Below are 15,869 nucleotides of genomic sequence, written 5' to 3' on the forward strand. Positions count from 1 at the left end.
CGATTGTGATAATCTAAGGTATTGTTTCATGGAGTGTAACGGCTGCAGCATTACGCTACAGCCCGTTAGGTTTCACTTGCTATTTTCTTTCGCTCTACGCATTGCGTTGTTATACATAATATGAACACTGCCCATTTTAGGGGGAGGAACATTATTTTTTCTCGGTGCCTTGGCAAAAAACTCAGTTGTGAAAGGCAATATACATGTTCTGGCTAAGTCGAATTTAGTATCGTAGCTTAGCCCGGACAAGCCAAAAGCCTCATCGCCATCAGTCTTCGCAATAAGAAATTCAGATGGATACAGCTTATGCGTCTTTTGGCTTGTACCGAACGCAACAATGACTTCATGTTTGCGTTTTGATACACCCAATACGACGCCTGGTCTCATTTTTGAATCATCGGGATGAAGAAACCAGACGATATCACCCGGATTTGGCAGTTTTATCTTCGAATGCACTTTTATACCTACAAAAGCATTTCGAAACTCTCATCCGGTACTTGGTCGGTTTTTGACCTTTCTTTTAACATCCGGAATTGAGCCTCAGTTAAGGGCCCTTCATCTTGCTCATAAGCTGGAACGTATTTATCCATCAGGCTCACAAGAGCAAAATGCATGAGGTCTGTTTTGCTCATGCCGGTAGCTTTCATTAATTTTTCAAAGGACTCAGAACTGATACCATTGATACCATCTTCTTCTTTGAATCTAAGGAGGAAGCTATCAGGCTTTTTTATGCTTGACATAAATTCTCCTTGAAGATTTCGGATGTTAAAATTTTGTTTAGAGCTAAAAGGTCGCAATGCTGATTTTTGGTCATTTTAGAAATGACTTTATATTCCATTGTCTTATGTTTCATAACCTTATACATGATCGCAATCTTGAATACGATCAGGCGAGTTATTAAGCGTATCAGTGCTATCAAGGGAATACTGATGCTGAATTTCTCATTTTTGACGGAAAGTTTCTGCACCACCCGCGTGCTTTTAAAATTATCAATAAAATCAAAGAATTTAGAATATAAATCAGACATCCGTTCAAAGCTTTTTTGGAGTTCCTCCATGACGCTGCGAGTAATGCTAACTTTCAGCCTATCGCAAGATGGTTTGTACAGATTATTGATAGGGTGCATACGTTTGACTCCTGATTAACTCACTGCCAATGATGATATCAAAAAGATATCAATGCAAGTTTTTTCGGGCGCATTTTGATTTGCATCCAACAATTGCTCATAATTGCTAGGCTGGAGCCTGAACAACTCTGGTGACCTGTGCGCATTTGAGGAGACTTAAATGCGCGAACAATCTGAACACGCTTCTTTGCCGTCAGTGTCCTGCGATGCTGAGGGTTTTCTGCATTCTGCGTTTTGCCTCTTTGGAGGTGAAGCGTGAACTCCCCCCCAAAAAAGGCATACAGCTGCATAACGGCAATTTCACAGCTATAAATCAGCACCTGAAGCTGTTCCTTGCCAATGGCGATACCTACCGACTAATGCTCAAACCGCGGCGTGAAATATGCCAAGGATAAGCAGGTAGCACGTTGTGGGAATGCCGTTCCACCGCCGTTTGCTGAGGCTCTGGTGAGGGCTAATTTACCGGAAATGTGTCAGGCGCGGGAGGCTGCATAGTGGCTAAATCCTCCGCAGAACGCAAAGCCGCGCAGGAGGTAATGAGTTGTTTAGCTGGGAATGTGAGCATGATAATGTGGTTTCTCTTTTCCTTGCCTGCTTAAGGGGCGTAAAAGTGCTATACACCGTGACGTTTAATGAGACTGGACGAAAAGAAGATTTTGAACTTGGCGATGACGTTAGACCCGAAGATTTGTTGTCATTAACACTCGATGGCGTGAAAGATGACTACATGGTAATGACCGTAGGCGGGCCAGTTATTGGTGGCGTAGGCGTGCCATCGGTCATCAGGGTCAAAAAAGCTGGGAAATAATGATATATAATCCCCTCCACACCAGAGGGGATTTTTCTTATGTCGAAGTGGAGCCGCACCCTCCGGATTTACATGCAAAATGCGCATTAGTGAACTTTGGACGCAAGGAAAACAACAATTGGTATCGTTTATGAGAAAAACATTACTTCTGGTTTGTGCTGTCCTTATATCAAACGTGGCGCTTGCTGTTGAAAAAAAAGAAATAGTACCTGTTCGCATAAACTGTCCTGCGCCAGTGATGCCAGTCAAGGCTCAGGCATTGAGGATTGAGGGGAGTGTCGATTATGCGGCGTGGGTTAATGACAAAGGCGATGTTTACTCAGTAGACATAACGGGCGATGAGGTTTTTTTCAGGGAAACTCAGATTGCCATTAAAAAATGTAAATTTAAGCCGGGCCACCCAGGTGTATATCGGGATTCGATAAAGTTCAGCCTAGTCAAGCCCTAAGAAGGGGGGTTGCGGCTTTATGGCGAGTGACTGCAGTGTGCAGGAAGAGCTTGTTAGGATGACTTACTGAGTGGATGCAGCTGAACCGCTTAATAGAACTCTAATAACTCAACCCGCTACGGCGGTTTTTTTGCCACTCATCATAGCTGCCTCCCTTAAAGACACTCACAACAAGGTAGAACCAAAGTTTCTGCCATTGCCCTCGCCAGTGACTCAACACTGACTCATCAATAATCCGCTTAGGCATTTTTTTCATTTGTTAAAGATTTCTAATACTGCTCAATTTAAATAGGGGCTTGCGCACTACACAAAATGTGCATTCTTTGTCGCGGCAGTGATTTCTGCTGCTCCATTTTACATGCAATTAATTAAATTCTGAAATTGGCTGGGTTCTTCTATCTGAGTGAAATAGGGGGTTGCGCCAGAGAAAAAATGTGAATGACTTTTCTATACACAGTGTTTTTCAATAACTCATTGAATTTAGTGTTGTTTGTGTTTTTATTATCACTCTCTTTTGTCCGTGAAAATAGGGTCTTGATGGACGATCTAAATATGTCATTGTATTCCAGAACGTCGCGAGTTCATTTTTAGCCATCCCTGTACAGGAAAAGAAAAAACTACGAATTATGAAATATTCACAAGGTGCGGACTGATGAATAAGAAAGAAATGAATGAAGCAACGGACGTTTTGGGGGCGTATGTCGCTCAGGGGGATAATGTGGGGGATGGGATTGAGGTTCCTGATGATCATTCCTGGTATGATGTTGTTAGGAGATCAGACGGTGCCATTATATGCAGCTTCCCGGCCGAAGGAAGGCATCTGATTTACAGAGGTAATGGCATAATCTCGATGCGCCCATTATTACCAGATGAAGAGATTTTTACGCTGAATGGATTTATGAAGTTTGCAGAGCGACTTGGCTACCGAGTTTTGCCACCTTCTGATATTATGTAATCAACGGCCTGAACAACCGTTAACCTACTGCGCCACCGGAGAAAACGATGGCGCAGCAATTACACCTGATAAAGCAGTCTCAAGGCATACTGATCCCTGCCACGCAGGAGACCAGCGATTTCCTGCAATCAAAATGCAAGCTCGGTGCCGTCCTGGAAGCCGAGTATAGACTGGTCCGAAATCCAGCGTTTCACCGCCGCTTCTTCGCTTTACTCAACCTCGGATTTGAATACTGGGAGCCTACCGGCGGGGCGATCTCATCCAATGAACGCCGACTGGTGACCGGGTATGCAAAATACCTGGCAGCGTATGGTGGCAATGAATCAGCGTTACTCGATGCCGCGGAGCAATACCTCGACCGGATAGCCGAGAAACGGGCCGGGAGCATCAGCATCTGTAAATCCTTCGACGCCTATCGGGCGTGGGTCATTGTTGAAGCTGGCCACTATGACGCCATCCAGTTGCCGGACGGCACGCTAAAAAAACATCCCCGCAGCATTTCTTTCTCAAGCATGGATGAATGCGAGTTCCAGGAATTATACAAAGCATCGCTCGATGTTCTCTGGCGCTGGATCCTATCCCGTTCTTTTGGCAACCAGATGGAAGTCGAAAACGCCGCAAACCAGCTTCTGAGCTTCGCGGGGTGATGCCGATGAAATATTCGTGGTTTCACCATAGCGACTGCACAACGCAGCAGGCCGATGAGCTGATGGCGAAATATCGTCAACGTGGTATCAGTGTTGAACGCAGCCTCAATCAAGACTTCCTCACCAGGACCGTCAGCGCGCAGCTGGTGGAGGACAATAAACCACCTCGCCCGGATTCCCGCTGGCGCAACCGGATGTGGGGTGATGATGGCTAATCTGCGCAAATCGGCACGTGGCCGCGAATGCACGGTCAGGATCCCGGGCTATTGCAACGGCAATCCGGACACCAGCGTACTGGCGCATTACCGCCTGGCGGGAACATGCGGTATTGGCTGCAAACCTGATGACACCCAGGCGGCGATCGCCTGCAGCAACTGCCACGACCTGATCGACGGTAGAAAGAAAACCACCGATTACACCCATGATGAATTGCGCCTGATGCACGCGGAGGGAGTAATGCGCACTCTGGAAATCTGGCGGAAAGAGGGGCTAGTTAAATCATGAAAATCTACGATATCACCCCCATGGGCAAGCCCCGAATGACACGAGCAGATAAGTGGAAACAACGCCCGGCAGTTATGCGTTACCGGGCGTTTTGCGATGAAGCCCGTCTGCGAAAAATTCACCTCCCGGTGTCCGGTGCCCACGTTACGTTCGTTTTGCCCATGCCGCAAAGCTGGAGCCAGAAAAAGAAGGACCAGTACGCCGGTCAACCACATCAGTCAAAGCCTGACTGCGACAACATGCTGAAAGCCCTGATGGATGCTCTCTATGATGATGATTCGCACATCTGGGATTGCCGCATCACCAAAATATGGGGAGAGAAGGGGCAAATCATCATTGAGGAGTGCGCGGGATGACCAGAGAAGAGATTGTCAGATACCAGGAAGAAAGCGTTAAGCGCGCCAGCATGACGCCAGTAGCAAAGCACAACCAGAACCAGACCAAAACCAAACAGCCAAAGAGGGCCGCAGCGTGAATCTTGAAAACACAGTGAAATACCACTTCGCAAAATCCACGCTGATTAGCGATTCTCCGCGTGCTACCGGCTCTGATTCATTGACCGGCACTGACATCATGGCGGCAATGGGGATGACGCAAGAACGTGCTGCGATGGGGTATAGCGCTTTCCTCGGAAAGATGGGCATAAGCAATAATGACCGGGAGCGGGCTATAGGACTACTGGCTGAATACGCGCTCACAAAATGCGATAAAGTAGCCGCGTTGCGAAAGCTCTCGCCAACCTTAAAACCCCAGGTTATCCGGATCCTCGCAGAGTACGCCTTTGAGGATTACTCTCGCAGCGCTTCCAGCAAAAAAACATGTGACGGCTGCTACGGGTCTGGATTCATCGATGCAGAGGTGTTCACCAACAAAGTAACGTATCCGGACGGTAAACCGCCGAAGTGGGTTAAAGTTACGAAGGGGATCTACCCATCATACTGGGAGGAGGTGAAGTCGGTCCGGGAGCAGGTTCGGGTGCTCTGCCAAAAGTGCCATGGAAAAGGGACCGTCAGTGCCGCCTGTAATGACTGCCACGGCCGGGGCCGGGTGGTGAACCAGGTCGAAACGGAAAGGCAGGGCGTACCTGTCATGGGTAACTGCAAACGCTGCGGCGGTCGAGGGTATGAGCGAATCCTCTCCACTGCTGTGCACAGTGCCATTTGCCAGATAACGGATACCATCACCATGGATACCTGGAAGAAGTCGGTTAAGCCGTTCTTCGACGTGCTGATCACTAAATTCGATATAGAGGAGGCCTGGGCAGAGGCACAACTCAAACAAATAACGCGCTGAGATATTTACTTTTCCCGAATCCGTGTTAATTTGTTCTAACGATGGGCATTGTATGTTCACCGTTGAAGACGAAATTTAAGAGCCTCGGCAAACGCCGGGGCTTTTTGTTTTCCGGCGATACGACAGGGGATTCGCGAGATGCATTGCATCAGTACCCCTGTCACATCGCCGTATTGTATTGAATCTAGAATTGCCAGATGTTAAATTTCTGGTGTGGTGAATCCCCCTATGCGGAGGGGCATTGCCAGTCTGATATGTTTTTTTGCGCATTGCGAGTCGTCTGTGGACTGGCGGCGACTTACCGGGAGGCACCCGGCACCACACTCCATGTTTTTCTTGTTTTACGTACTATACTTTTTGTGTGGTTGCATCGTTTCGCTAAATCCTGAAATAACGTGCATAAGACGTTGTGGCAGAGCTGGCAGTGTAACCTCCACTGAACAAACTACCATTTTGCCCACTTCGACGAGTGGGCTTTTTTTTGCTCAGACATATAAAGGCCGCGCATTTGTTCGGCCTTTTCTATTTGTGCCGCCAGAACGTCACTCACTCTGTGTGTTGTCGTAAATCCATCTGGCGGCCTTTCTCTATACACACAGCGCCATCCGTCATCAACGGAGGTGAGGCTATGACCAGAATGAGCACCATTTACAGCAGACTCTCATACGGCACCGGGACCGCATTAACGGGCTGCGGTGTTTCAGCAAAGGCGTATGCCGACGTATCGAGAACAGAGGTATGGATTTTGGCCGACAAAGTGGCGGGTATGAGCCTGAGTGACTGGGCGATCGTTGTCGGTATTGCATGCACTGTTATTACCTGCGGCGTGAACTGGTATTACCGGCGGAAGGAGCGGGAGGATCGGCTGAATGGCTATGTCACCAAAGCTGAGGAATAGTGTTATTGCTGCCTTAGGTGGCGGGGCTATTGCCATTGCTTCTGCGCTCATCACTGGCCCGACCGGTAACGATGGTCTTGAAGGTGTGCGATACGACCCCTATCAGGATGTGGTAGGCGTCTGGACTGTCTGTTATGGCCACACTGGCAAAGACATCATGCTCGGCAAGAAGTACTCCGAGGCAGAGTGTCGGGCGCTACTCAATAAAGACCTCAACACCGTCGCCCGCCAGATTAACCCGTATATCAAACAGCCGATCCCAGAAACGATGCGTGGGGCGCTGTACTCGTTCGCGTACAACGTCGGTGCTGGTAATTTCCAGACCTCTACGCTGCTGCGCAAAATCAACCAGGGCGACCAGAAAGGCGCATGCGACCAACTGCGTGTCTGGATTTATGCCAAGAAGGTTGTCTGGAAGGGCTTGGTAACTCGGCGCGAGATTGAGCGCGAAGTTTGTCTGTGGGGGCAGAAATGAGCATGGTTTGCTTCTTTATTGCAGCGCTTCTCGCCTTCAATGGCAACGATGCATGGCCGTGGTTTCTGGCTGTCGGAGTAATCACGTCATGAGCCGCTTAACCGCCATTATCAGCGCAGTTGTCATCTGCCTGATAGTCAGTCTTGGTTGGTTAGCTAATCGCTACCACACCAACGCCACCGAGTTCAAAAGGCAGCGCGATGAGAAAACGAAAGCGCTCAATCTGGCGAGCGCCACCATCACCGACATGACAACCCGCCAGCGTGACGTAGCTGCGCTGGATGCCAAATACACAGGAGCATTGGCAGATGCTAAAGCCACTATCGATCAGCTTGAGCGTGATGTTGCTTCTGGCAAGCGTCGGCTGCAGCTCAACGCCACCTGCCCAACGAACGGAACGACCGGCACCGGCGGCGTGGGCAATGCTTCCGGCCCCCGACTTACAGACTCCGCTCAACGGGATTATTTCACCCTCAGAGAGCGAATCGTCACCATCACCGGGCAAGTGAGCTACCTGCAGGACTACATCCGCACGCAGTGCCTTAGGTAGGACATTACAGCAGGCATTCACCGGGTGCATGTGATAATGTCCGATTACACTAGGGGCAGTTACATATTCTCGTGTGATGAAGTGTAAGAGCTATGGAAGGTCAGATTTTCGGATTTTTGGGGTAAATATGATTATTCACAGCGGTATCGAGGCTTACTTATTGCTTTTACTCAGCATGTGGCCAGTTTTGATAGTTCTGTGTATCGGGATGTCATTGGCATTTTACGGTGTACTAATGCGTAAAACAGCAATCACGTTTATCGTTATTGCAATTATTACTGGTGTATTAGGATGGTTCTATACATGACTGAACCAGTAAGGTTTCGAATAAAAAATACAAAGACTAAGGTCGCTGATGCGGCCTTTTTTATTGGGCATTACAGGAGCCATTCAGCGAGTGGCTTCGATAATGTCAAGGCGAGGACAAAATTATGGCAACACCGGACTGGGAGGCCATCGAGTCGGCATACCGGGCCGGGATGATGTCCCTCCGTGAAATTGCAGCGCAACACGGCATTAGCGAAGGCGCTATCCGTAAGCGCGCCAAGCGTGACGACTGGTCTCGTGACCTCGCAGCGAAGGTAAAAGAGCGCGCTGACGATTTGGTACGCAAAGCAGAGGTACGCAAACAGGTACGCACTGAAGCGACCTTATCGGAACGCGTACTGATCGAGGCTACAGCCGAGGTGATTGCGACGGTACGCATGGAGCACCGCGGCGATATTAAGCGAGCCCGACAGATAACCAATGCCCTGTTTGATGAGCTGGGTGCTGAGTGCGCCGACATTGCCTCTCTGGAGAAGCTCGGAGAGCTGATGTATGACCCTGACGATAAAGGGCAAGACAAGCTGAACGAGATTTACCACAAGGTGATCAGCATGCCGGAGAGAGTGAAATCAGTGAAGGCATTGAGCGACGCGCTGAAGAACCTGATAGGACTCGAGCGCCAGGCTTACGACATCGACGGGCCGGAAGGCGACAATTCGGTTAAACAACTCTCTGACCTGATGGATTCCTTGTCTCAGGGGGCGTAATGAAACCTGAGCACCTCAAGCTGCTGGGCGATAAAGACTGGCGGCTGAATAACCTTTACTGGATCACCGACAAAGAGGGAAAGCCCACGCGCTTCCGGATGACGCCGGAGCAGCGGGAATACTTCGAGGGGATTCACACCCGCAACATCATCTTGAAAGCTCGTCAGCTCGGTTTCACGACTGAGGTGTGCATTATCCAGCTCGACGCTGCGTTGTTCGAGTCAGCGAAGTGCGCGCTGATCGCCCACACGCTGAATGATGCAAAGCGCCTGTTCCGCGAAAAGGTGAAATATGCCTACGACAAGCTACCGGCCGAGATAAAGGCGGCCAATCCGGCGAGCAACGACTCAGCTGGCGAGCTGGTCTTTAAGAAGGGCGGATCACTCTACGTCAGCACCTCATTTCGTGGCGGTACGCTGCGTTACCTGCACGTTTCCGAGTTCGGGAAGATATGTGCCAAGTATCCAGATAAAGCCCGCGAAATCGTCACTGGGGCATTTGAGGCGGTATCAACGGGATGCTTCGCGACCATCGAGAGCACGGCGGAAGGGCGTGCCGGGTACTTCTTCGATTATTGCCAGACGGCAGAGAAAGCGCTGCTTCAGGGTAAAGCCCTTTCTCCGCTCGACTGGAAGTTTTTCTTCTTCTCGTGGTGGAAGAACCCGCAGTACGCAATCGATCCGGTAGAGCCACTACCGCAGCGCCTGGTCGATTACTTCGCTGAAATGGAAGCGAAACACGGCGTAGTCGTTAACGAACGGCAAAAGGCGTGGTATTACGCCAAAGAGAAGACGCTCGGCGACGACATGAAGCGCGAATACCCGACCATTCCGGCCGAGGCATTCCAGCAGTCGGTCGAGGGTGCTTACTACGCCAAACAGTTCCGCTGGCTCTACACCAATAAGCGGATCGGCCAGATTCCTGATAACTCGCATCTACCGGTTCACACGTTCTGGGATATTGGTGTTGGCGACTCTACGGCCATCTGGTTTGTTCGCGAGGTCGGTGAAGAGTTCCACATCATCGACTACTACGAAAACTCTGGCGAGGGCCTGAGGCACTACATGAAGGTGCTGAAAGACCGCGGCTATGAGTACGGTGAGCACTGGGGGCCGCACGACATTGATAACCGTGAATTCGGTGCTGATGCCAAATCCCGCAGAGAGCTTGCCCGCGAGGGGTATGAGATCGATGGTCAGGTTTACAGCATGACATTCCAGGTGGTGCCAAAAGTCGGTGTTGATACCGGCATTGAGTCGGTGCGTGAAATCCTCCCATCCTGTGTTTTCGATGAAGAGAAATGCGCTGAAGGCATTTCCCACCTTGAGGGCTATCGCAAGGAGTGGGATGACAAGCGCGGGTGCTGGAAAGATAAACCGCTTCATGACTTCACATCACACGGTGCTGACGGCTTCCGTTACTTTGCAGTGGCGAAGAACAACCACAAGCAGGTCGGCGCAGTATTCTTCTAAGGAGCTCATCAGTGAGTGAATTAAGCACCGGGGAACAATTCCTCGTTAATGCCCTTGCTGATGCTATCGGGCGCCAGCGCATGCTCTACGCAGGGCGTAATGGCAACGTCAAACGGACCAAGTTATGGGATGAGTTCGGTTACCCGGACACGCTCACTTTCGACAATTTCTATCGCCAGTATCGCCGCGGCTCAACCGGTTTTGCAGCTGTCCATAAATTGCTGGATTCCTGCTGGATGGACAGGCCGACCATTATCGATGGTGACGAAGACAAGGAGTCGACCAAAACTACTCCCTGGGAAAAGTCAGTTACCAAACTGATGAAAAAGCACTGGGCAAAAATCAAAGACGCCGATCGCCGCAATATGGTCGGGCGTTACTCAGCGCTTCTGATTCAGGTTAAGGATAGCCGAGACTGGAGCGAGCCTGTTGATGTGGAGCTGGTCCAAAAGCTTGGCATTGCTGCGCTGGTTAAGCTCATCCCGGCTTGGGAACCGCAAGTCAAACCCGGCAACCTTGATATTGATACCTGGTCAGAAACCTACGGGCAGCCGGTCAGCTATCAGTTCAATGAACAACCGATAGGCGACGAGGGCACATATAGCAGCCCTCGTTCTGTTCAGGTGCATCCGGACCGCATCATTCTGCTCTGTGAAGGTTCCGAAGATGAAAATATCCTGTCGGGAATCCCTCTTCTTGAGGCCGGCTACAATGACCTCCTTGATATCGAGAAGACGAAAGGCGGCAGTGCTGAGGGGTTCCTGAAGAACGCCAGTCGTCAACTGGCGATGGAGTTCGACGCCGCCACCCAAATTGACACGCTCATCAAGCAAGCCAAGGATGCTGGATATGACAGCCTCGGTGATGCGATGAATGACAAGGTGAATAAGCTTAACCGCGGTACGGATGCGGCAATTGCTATGCAGGCAGGGAAAGCTAGCGTTCTCTCTGTCGCTGCTGCTGACCCAACCCCAACCTGGACAGTATCGGCAAACTCATTCGCTTCGACGATTCAGTGCCCGTTTAACATCCTGTTTGGCAAGCAGACCGGTAACCTCGCATCAGAGGAAGATAAAACGGCCTGGGCTAACCGATGCAACGCGCGTCGCTGGGGTTTTATGTCCGACGTAATCACGCGTGTGATAGAGCGATTTTGGACTATCGGCATTATCGACCCACCGAAGTCTGGTGAGGTCACTCTGGCATGGTCTGACTTACTGGCTCCGAGCGAGAAAGAAAAGCTCGCAAACATGGCGACTATGGCTGATGTGGCACAGAAAACTCAGCAAGCCTACGGCACCCCGGCGGTCGATGAGAACGAAGTAAGGGCAGTCGGTGAGCTTGAACCCCGCAAAGAGGTCACTCCGCCCAACCCCGACGACAAGGTGACAACCGATGATCCTCTTTCCGATGAACCAGGAGCAAAAGAGTAAAGTCGGTACGCCGATAATCCCCCGCAGCAAAGTCGACCCCACGCAATCAGCTAAACCAGTCAGTAGGATGTTTCAGGATATCGAAGGCCGGTATCTGGATATCAAGCACCGGCTGAAAGAGTTGTTTGACCAACGTCTGACTGGCCGGCAGCGGGAGGTTAACGGCGAACGTTCATGGTTGATCTGCAATAACGAAGGTGCTGAGCCGTCGATCTACCAGGTTAACGCCGGCACCTACATTTACGACATGACAGCGGCGCAGTTAGCCGACCTTCTCCAGATTGTGCAAACGATTCTGGACGATGCTCTGCTGGGCGGTGGCAGCCAGAACCTCTGGGCGCTGGATTATGTCGCCGCAGAGTATGAGCGAGGAACTCAGCAGGCCTTCACGAATCTGTCGGTACAGTCTCCGGCATACGCCAGCCAGACGACGCTGCAGCAACTACTGTCCAGTCCGGCGTACCAGAACCAGATCGCTAGTGCCTACATCAGCACGTACAGCGACTGGAAGGGGATAAGCGATTCGGCGAGAGCCGATCTCGCTAACGTCATTGCCGACACGATAGGCCGGGGAATTAACCCCCGAGAAACGGCCAGCATCGTCAGCAAGCGCCTTGATGTTTCGATGTCACGGGCGAAAAGCATCGCCCAGACTGAGCAGGTCGGCGCACTGCGACAGGCACAATGGAACGAAACGGACTGGGCGGCGGATCGGCTTGGGCTGAATACTGGACTGCTGTGGCTGTCGGCGCTCAAGCCAACGACGTGCAGCTGGCACGCCAGTCGTCACGGCAAGGTGTACACCACCGAGCAGGTGCGAGACTTCTACGCCGAGAACGGCAACCGGTACAACTGCTATTGCAGCCAGATTCCGGTGCTGCTTAATGACGACGGAAGCATTTTCAATCAGGGGCTTGCTGAAAAACTGCAGAAAGAAAGAATAAATTGGAGTGGCCAGTAAGTTGCCTTTATAGTCCATTTGCACATGATTTCATATCTAAGTGGAGTGAACTATGGAAGATGTTATCCAGGCAACACTGAAAAGTTTTATTTGGCTCGAGGGAAGAACCCAGTTTCGCGTAGAACTCTCAATTGATACAGGTGATGAAGAGATCTTCGATGTTTCGGTTTACTTCTATAATGGAGAAGACGCTTTCTACACGAGATACTTTAAGACACTCACTGAAGCTTGTGCTGAATTTAACGGGATTGTAACTGCGGCGAAGAGCAAGCTTTAGCAATCGTTATTTTATAAGGTCGCTTCGGCGGCCTTTTTTATTGCCCGAAATCCACCAATGAGGACCCAGCATGAAACGCAACCGCGTTAACGTGCTGACCGTCGTCAACTCCGCTTCAAACATCACAACTGAAACCATCGACGGCAAGCCACATATCGTGGTTCGCGGCATCACGCCTGTCGTGGACGATATTGTGATGAACCGGAAGTTGTACCCGGCAGCAGAAATCGAAAAGGCCTACAACACGCTGGAGCGCAACCCGATGCCGCTGGGCCACCCGAAGGTGGATGGCAAGCATGTTTCTGCGCGCGATGTCCGGGCGGTGAATAACTACCATGTCGGCGCATGGCTCCAGAACGTCAGCCACAAAGACGGAAAAGTCAGCGGCGATATGTATATCGACCGCCAGTACGCCGAATCCAGTGAGAAGGGCAAGCGCCTGATTAACCGCCTGGATGAGATGATCGCCGGCACTAACTCTGAACCTATCCACATCTCAACCGGCCTGCTGTATTCCGGCATCGCCGCCAACGGTGAGTCGAAAGGCAAAAAGTACAACGAGATCGCCACCAACATGATGTTTGACCATGTCGCGGTGCTGCTCGATGAGCCTGGCGCTGGAACGCCATCTGAGGGCGTAGGCATTTTCGTGAACTCCGAAGGCGAAGAGGTGGAGATTGAGGTTGCTCTGCTCTCTGACGCCGCGGACTGCACCCGCGAGGGCCTGCTCAACAAAACGAAGTTCTTCTTTACCAACGCCTCGAATTTCTCTTTCGACGATATCCAGCGCGCCATCAGCGACAAGCTCCACGAAGGGCGGGCTGATGATAAGTGGCTCTGGCCCGAATCGGTATGGCCAGACAACTTCATCTACCGCGATGAAGCCAAGTATTTCAAACAGAAGTACCTAATCGATGACGACGGTAAAGCCGTGTTCGTCGGCGAACCTGTAGAAGTCGTGCGCAAACCCATTGAGTACGAGATTAAAACCAACGGAGAGAACGATCCGATGAAAGAACTGATTATCAATGCGCTGCAAGCCGCGGGTAAGCCGACTGAAGGCAAGTCCGATGCCGAGCTGATGGATGCTTACAACCAGTTAGCGGCAGAGAAGGCGGCAGCCAAGAAAGAAGGCATCGACGAAATCGACCCCGCCACCGGCAAGCCTAAGAAAAAAGAGCAGGCCAGCAACAGCGAAGAAGCACCAGCATGGTTTAAGCCCTTTGCTGACGATCTCGCGGCGGTTAAGTCTGGTCTTACCGCCAACTCTGACAAAGAGAAGGGCGAAAAACGCGCGGTCGTAAAAGCGAAATTTGGGCTGGACGACCTCGCTGTGAATGCTCTCGACGGCGCCGCCCTTGATGGCCTGTTTGCTCAGTGCCAGACCTCTACCGGCCTGAATGGTGCATTCCGCCAGGTCAACAACAACGATTCTTTCAGCGAAATGCCGGAGTAAAAAATGGCTAAAGACGGAAAACACGTAATTCACGCAGGCGGTATCTTCGCGAACCCACAACTTCACCGTGAAGGTGCTGCAGCCGCTGATACTCCTCCCGGTACGATTGGCTTCTTCGACAACACCACGAAGAAATTCACCGCCTCCGTGGATGGCAATGAAGCCGCGATCCTCTACGTAGCCAACTATGACTACCTGCGTTGCAAAACCGTAGATGACGTCATCAAGGCTGGCGACTGGGTTGTTGCTTTCCACCCAACCCCTGGCGTTTTCTTCAACGTTCCCGCTGCAGCAGGCACTTACACAAAAGGGCAGCCTCTCTCTGTGGCCAACGGTCGCGTTAAAGCTGTCGGCACTGATGAATCGGTCCGCTGCTACGTAGAGGAAGACCGCTCATACACCATTTCGACAGCAGGCCAGCTCCTGCGCGTTGTCATTAAATAAGGAGCACCTGAATGTTTGTATTCTCCACTAAGCAGGCGACCGAAACCGGGAACCTCGAAGCCAACATGGCTCAGTTCAATGAACTGACGTTCGCTCGTAATTCCAGCGCTCAGGCCGTGGCAGACTTTATTGCTCGTACCCGTGTTCGCGGTGAAGCGGCAAATGCGCCGGTACTGGACGCAGTAAACGCAGTCGACGATATCCGCCGTCTGTACAAGGCATATGACCAGACCGTGCTGAAGCAATTCGAGCCGAACACCGAATTCACGCTGCTGAACGACCTGATGCCGCTGTCTCGTTCTGTTCGTCTTGAAGAGTCTGTGTACGAGTACGCTCGCACCGGCGGCCGAGGCTGGGCGCACACCTCAATGTCCGGTCAGATTGGTGCTGCGCTGGATGCGAAGTCTTACACCTTCGATGGCACCATGGTGCCGATCCACGACAGTGGCTTTAAGTTCAACTGGCGTGACCCGGTATTCAACAAAGGCTCCGCGCTCTCATCCCTGGCGGATGCTCAGGCCGGTTCAGTAGATGATGTGCGTCGGCAGTATGTCGACTACATCTGGGAAGGTTTCCGCGATGCGGCAGGTAACTACATCAAATTCGATGACAAAACCTGGAAGGGGCTGCGTCACGATGAGCGTGTGGCGCAGGTAACGCTGACCGTTAACTTCGCAACCAGCACCGACCCGAAAGCCATGCGTGCGGCGGCGATCGCCCTGCGTGACGTCCTCAAGCTGCAAAACAAGCAGTACGGGCAGCAGACGTGGTACGTCTCCAGCGAAATCATGTCCAACTGGGAACAGTATTTCGATGTGAACTCTCTCCGCACTGTGCTGGAAGAGATCTCCAAGCTGTCAGGCATCACGGCAATCAAAGAAGATGCTGAGCTGACCGGCAACGAAATCGTAATCGTGCCGCTGCAGGCTGGCGTGATTGCTCCTATCGTCGGCCAGGCGTTCGGTACCGTCGCTGATCCGCGTCAGTTCTACAACTCAGATTACGTTTGGCGTACCTGGGGGGCTGCTGGCCTGATGGTTAAGCAGGACATCAACGGTCACTACTCTGTTATTCACGCTTCAAGCTAA

Annotated in this window: 22 protein-coding genes; 19 read left to right on the top strand and 3 right to left on the bottom strand. The window is 51.4% G+C overall.

Annotation, left to right across the window (positions count from 1 at the left end):
- Positions 1–72: 72 nt before the first annotated feature.
- Genes Q1L34_RS11880 through Q1L34_RS11890 form a run of 3 tightly spaced genes read right to left on the bottom strand, consistent with a single transcriptional unit; the run spans position 73 to position 1,126 of the window.
- A complete protein-coding gene (locus Q1L34_RS11880) occupies positions 73–456 on the bottom strand; it encodes a hypothetical protein (RefSeq protein WP_072067802.1) in 384 nt (127 codons plus the stop codon).
- 8 nt (positions 457–464) lie between these two features.
- Entirely contained in the window at positions 465–740 is a 276-nt protein-coding gene (locus Q1L34_RS11885; protein WP_046852415.1) for a hypothetical protein, read from the bottom strand.
- On the bottom strand, positions 728–1,126 hold the full coding sequence (locus Q1L34_RS11890; protein WP_046852416.1) for a hypothetical protein: 399 nt from the start codon (positions 1,124–1,126) through the stop codon (positions 728–730). Before Q1L34_RS11890 ends, Q1L34_RS11885 begins: the two co-directional genes overlap by 13 nt.
- Before the next feature lie 541 nt (positions 1,127–1,667).
- On the opposite strand from Q1L34_RS11890, the gene Q1L34_RS11895 reads away from it, so the two are divergent.
- The 19 genes from Q1L34_RS11895 (at position 1,668) to Q1L34_RS11995 (ending at position 15,869) form a co-directional block, all read left to right on the top strand.
- Positions 1,668–1,934 (top strand): hypothetical protein, encoded by a 267-nt coding sequence (locus Q1L34_RS11895; RefSeq protein WP_046852418.1) that lies wholly within the window; start codon positions 1,668–1,670, stop codon positions 1,932–1,934.
- 130 nt (positions 1,935–2,064) lie between these two features.
- Complete coding sequence (locus tag Q1L34_RS11900) at positions 2,065–2,382, top strand: energy transducer TonB (RefSeq protein ID WP_048619430.1); 318 nt, start codon at positions 2,065–2,067, stop codon at positions 2,380–2,382.
- A gap of 652 nt (positions 2,383–3,034) precedes the next feature.
- On the top strand, positions 3,035–3,337 hold the full coding sequence (locus Q1L34_RS11905) for a hypothetical protein (protein ID WP_406947160.1): 303 nt from the start codon (positions 3,035–3,037) through the stop codon (positions 3,335–3,337).
- A gap of 47 nt (positions 3,338–3,384) precedes the next feature.
- On the top strand, positions 3,385–3,984 hold the full coding sequence (locus tag Q1L34_RS11910) for a DUF1367 family protein (protein WP_046852420.1): 600 nt from the start codon (positions 3,385–3,387) through the stop codon (positions 3,982–3,984).
- Positions 3,984–4,199, top strand: a complete 216-nt coding sequence (locus tag Q1L34_RS11915) for a hypothetical protein (RefSeq protein WP_327204523.1) — start codon at positions 3,984–3,986, stop codon at positions 4,197–4,199. Before Q1L34_RS11910 ends, Q1L34_RS11915 begins: the two co-directional genes overlap by 1 nt.
- On the top strand, positions 4,192–4,488 hold the full coding sequence (locus tag Q1L34_RS11920; RefSeq protein ID WP_046852785.1) for a DUF1364 domain-containing protein: 297 nt from the start codon (positions 4,192–4,194) through the stop codon (positions 4,486–4,488). The genes Q1L34_RS11915 and Q1L34_RS11920 overlap by 8 nt, the downstream gene beginning before the upstream one ends.
- On the top strand, positions 4,485–4,844 hold the full coding sequence (locus Q1L34_RS11925) for a RusA family crossover junction endodeoxyribonuclease (RefSeq protein WP_046852422.1): 360 nt from the start codon (positions 4,485–4,487) through the stop codon (positions 4,842–4,844). Before Q1L34_RS11920 ends, Q1L34_RS11925 begins: the two co-directional genes overlap by 4 nt.
- A gap of 115 nt (positions 4,845–4,959) precedes the next feature.
- On the top strand, positions 4,960–5,781 hold the full coding sequence (locus tag Q1L34_RS11935) for an antitermination protein (RefSeq protein ID WP_046852423.1): 822 nt from the start codon (positions 4,960–4,962) through the stop codon (positions 5,779–5,781).
- Between the two features lie 628 nt (positions 5,782–6,409).
- A complete protein-coding gene (locus tag Q1L34_RS11940) occupies positions 6,410–6,679 on the top strand; it encodes a phage holin (protein WP_327204524.1) in 270 nt (89 codons plus the stop codon).
- Positions 6,657–7,154, top strand: coding sequence for a lysozyme (locus tag Q1L34_RS11945; RefSeq protein WP_160873169.1), 498 nt, complete (start codon positions 6,657–6,659; stop codon positions 7,152–7,154). The genes Q1L34_RS11940 and Q1L34_RS11945 overlap by 23 nt, the downstream gene beginning before the upstream one ends.
- Before the next feature lie 88 nt (positions 7,155–7,242).
- Positions 7,243–7,704, top strand: coding sequence for a lysis protein (locus Q1L34_RS11950; RefSeq protein ID WP_160873131.1), 462 nt, complete (start codon positions 7,243–7,245; stop codon positions 7,702–7,704).
- Positions 7,705–8,135: 431 nt separating this feature from the next.
- Positions 8,136–8,738, top strand: coding sequence for a hypothetical protein (locus Q1L34_RS11960; protein ID WP_200555983.1), 603 nt, complete (start codon positions 8,136–8,138; stop codon positions 8,736–8,738).
- Positions 8,738–10,210: a terminase gene (locus Q1L34_RS11965; protein ID WP_327204525.1), complete on the top strand. Its 1,473-nt coding sequence runs from the start codon at positions 8,738–8,740 to the stop codon at positions 10,208–10,210. The genes Q1L34_RS11960 and Q1L34_RS11965 overlap by 1 nt, the downstream gene beginning before the upstream one ends.
- A gap of 11 nt (positions 10,211–10,221) precedes the next feature.
- Positions 10,222–11,643, top strand: a complete 1,422-nt coding sequence (locus tag Q1L34_RS11970) for a DUF1073 domain-containing protein (RefSeq protein ID WP_434064499.1) — start codon at positions 10,222–10,224, stop codon at positions 11,641–11,643.
- Positions 11,606–12,604 (top strand): phage minor head protein, encoded by a 999-nt coding sequence (locus Q1L34_RS11975; protein ID WP_327204526.1) that lies wholly within the window; start codon positions 11,606–11,608, stop codon positions 12,602–12,604. The genes Q1L34_RS11970 and Q1L34_RS11975 overlap by 38 nt, the downstream gene beginning before the upstream one ends.
- 52 nt (positions 12,605–12,656) lie before the next feature.
- Complete coding sequence (locus Q1L34_RS11980) at positions 12,657–12,881, top strand: hypothetical protein (protein WP_327204527.1); 225 nt, start codon at positions 12,657–12,659, stop codon at positions 12,879–12,881.
- 70 nt (positions 12,882–12,951) lie between these two features.
- On the top strand, positions 12,952–14,337 hold the full coding sequence (locus Q1L34_RS11985; RefSeq protein ID WP_237184846.1) for a DUF2213 domain-containing protein: 1,386 nt from the start codon (positions 12,952–12,954) through the stop codon (positions 14,335–14,337).
- A 3-nt stretch (positions 14,338–14,340) separates the two neighbouring features.
- Positions 14,341–14,781: a hypothetical protein gene (locus tag Q1L34_RS11990; protein WP_063159381.1), complete on the top strand. Its 441-nt coding sequence runs from the start codon at positions 14,341–14,343 to the stop codon at positions 14,779–14,781.
- Positions 14,782–14,792: 11 nt separating this feature from the next.
- Entirely contained in the window at positions 14,793–15,869 is a 1,077-nt protein-coding gene (locus Q1L34_RS11995) for a major capsid protein (RefSeq protein WP_088911433.1), read from the top strand.

The organism is Klebsiella ornithinolytica (assembly GCF_030505655.1).
Classification (GTDB): Bacteria; Pseudomonadota; Gammaproteobacteria; order Enterobacterales; family Enterobacteriaceae; genus Klebsiella; species Klebsiella ornithinolytica.

What these genes read in the sequence shown, in the direction of transcription:
- Q1L34_RS11980 (WP_327204527.1), top strand. Translation starts at nt 12,657, where the DNA reads ATGGAAGATGTTATCCAGGCAACACTGAAAAGTTTTATTTGGCTCGAG.
- Q1L34_RS11915 (WP_327204523.1), top strand. Translation starts at nt 3,984, where the DNA reads ATGCCGATGAAATATTCGTGGTTTCACCATAGCGACTGCACAACGCAG.
- Q1L34_RS11925 (WP_046852422.1), top strand. Translation starts at nt 4,485, where the DNA reads ATGAAAATCTACGATATCACCCCCATGGGCAAGCCCCGAATGACACGA.
- Q1L34_RS11945 (WP_160873169.1), top strand. Translation starts at nt 6,657, where the DNA reads ATGTCACCAAAGCTGAGGAATAGTGTTATTGCTGCCTTAGGTGGCGGG.
- Q1L34_RS11965 (WP_327204525.1), top strand. Translation starts at nt 8,738, where the DNA reads ATGAAACCTGAGCACCTCAAGCTGCTGGGCGATAAAGACTGGCGGCTG.
- Q1L34_RS11900 (WP_048619430.1), top strand. Translation starts at nt 2,065, where the DNA reads ATGAGAAAAACATTACTTCTGGTTTGTGCTGTCCTTATATCAAACGTG.
- Q1L34_RS11920 (WP_046852785.1), top strand. Translation starts at nt 4,192, where the DNA reads ATGGCTAATCTGCGCAAATCGGCACGTGGCCGCGAATGCACGGTCAGG.
- Q1L34_RS11940 (WP_327204524.1), top strand. Translation starts at nt 6,410, where the DNA reads ATGACCAGAATGAGCACCATTTACAGCAGACTCTCATACGGCACCGGG.
- Q1L34_RS11990 (WP_063159381.1), top strand. Translation starts at nt 14,341, where the DNA reads ATGGCTAAAGACGGAAAACACGTAATTCACGCAGGCGGTATCTTCGCG.
- Q1L34_RS11950 (WP_160873131.1), top strand. Translation starts at nt 7,243, where the DNA reads ATGAGCCGCTTAACCGCCATTATCAGCGCAGTTGTCATCTGCCTGATA.
- Q1L34_RS11995 (WP_088911433.1), top strand. Translation starts at nt 14,793, where the DNA reads ATGTTTGTATTCTCCACTAAGCAGGCGACCGAAACCGGGAACCTCGAA.
- Q1L34_RS11975 (WP_327204526.1), top strand. Translation starts at nt 11,606, where the DNA reads ATGATCCTCTTTCCGATGAACCAGGAGCAAAAGAGTAAAGTCGGTACG.
- Q1L34_RS11985 (WP_237184846.1), top strand. Translation starts at nt 12,952, where the DNA reads ATGAAACGCAACCGCGTTAACGTGCTGACCGTCGTCAACTCCGCTTCA.
- Q1L34_RS11890 (WP_046852416.1), bottom strand. Translation starts at nt 1,126, where the DNA reads ATGCACCCTATCAATAATCTGTACAAACCATCTTGCGATAGGCTGAAA.
- Q1L34_RS11960 (WP_200555983.1), top strand. Translation starts at nt 8,136, where the DNA reads ATGGCAACACCGGACTGGGAGGCCATCGAGTCGGCATACCGGGCCGGG.
- Q1L34_RS11905 (WP_406947160.1), top strand. Translation starts at nt 3,035, where the DNA reads ATGAATAAGAAAGAAATGAATGAAGCAACGGACGTTTTGGGGGCGTAT.
- Q1L34_RS11885 (WP_046852415.1), bottom strand. Translation starts at nt 740, where the DNA reads ATGTCAAGCATAAAAAAGCCTGATAGCTTCCTCCTTAGATTCAAAGAA.
- Q1L34_RS11910 (WP_046852420.1), top strand. Translation starts at nt 3,385, where the DNA reads ATGGCGCAGCAATTACACCTGATAAAGCAGTCTCAAGGCATACTGATC.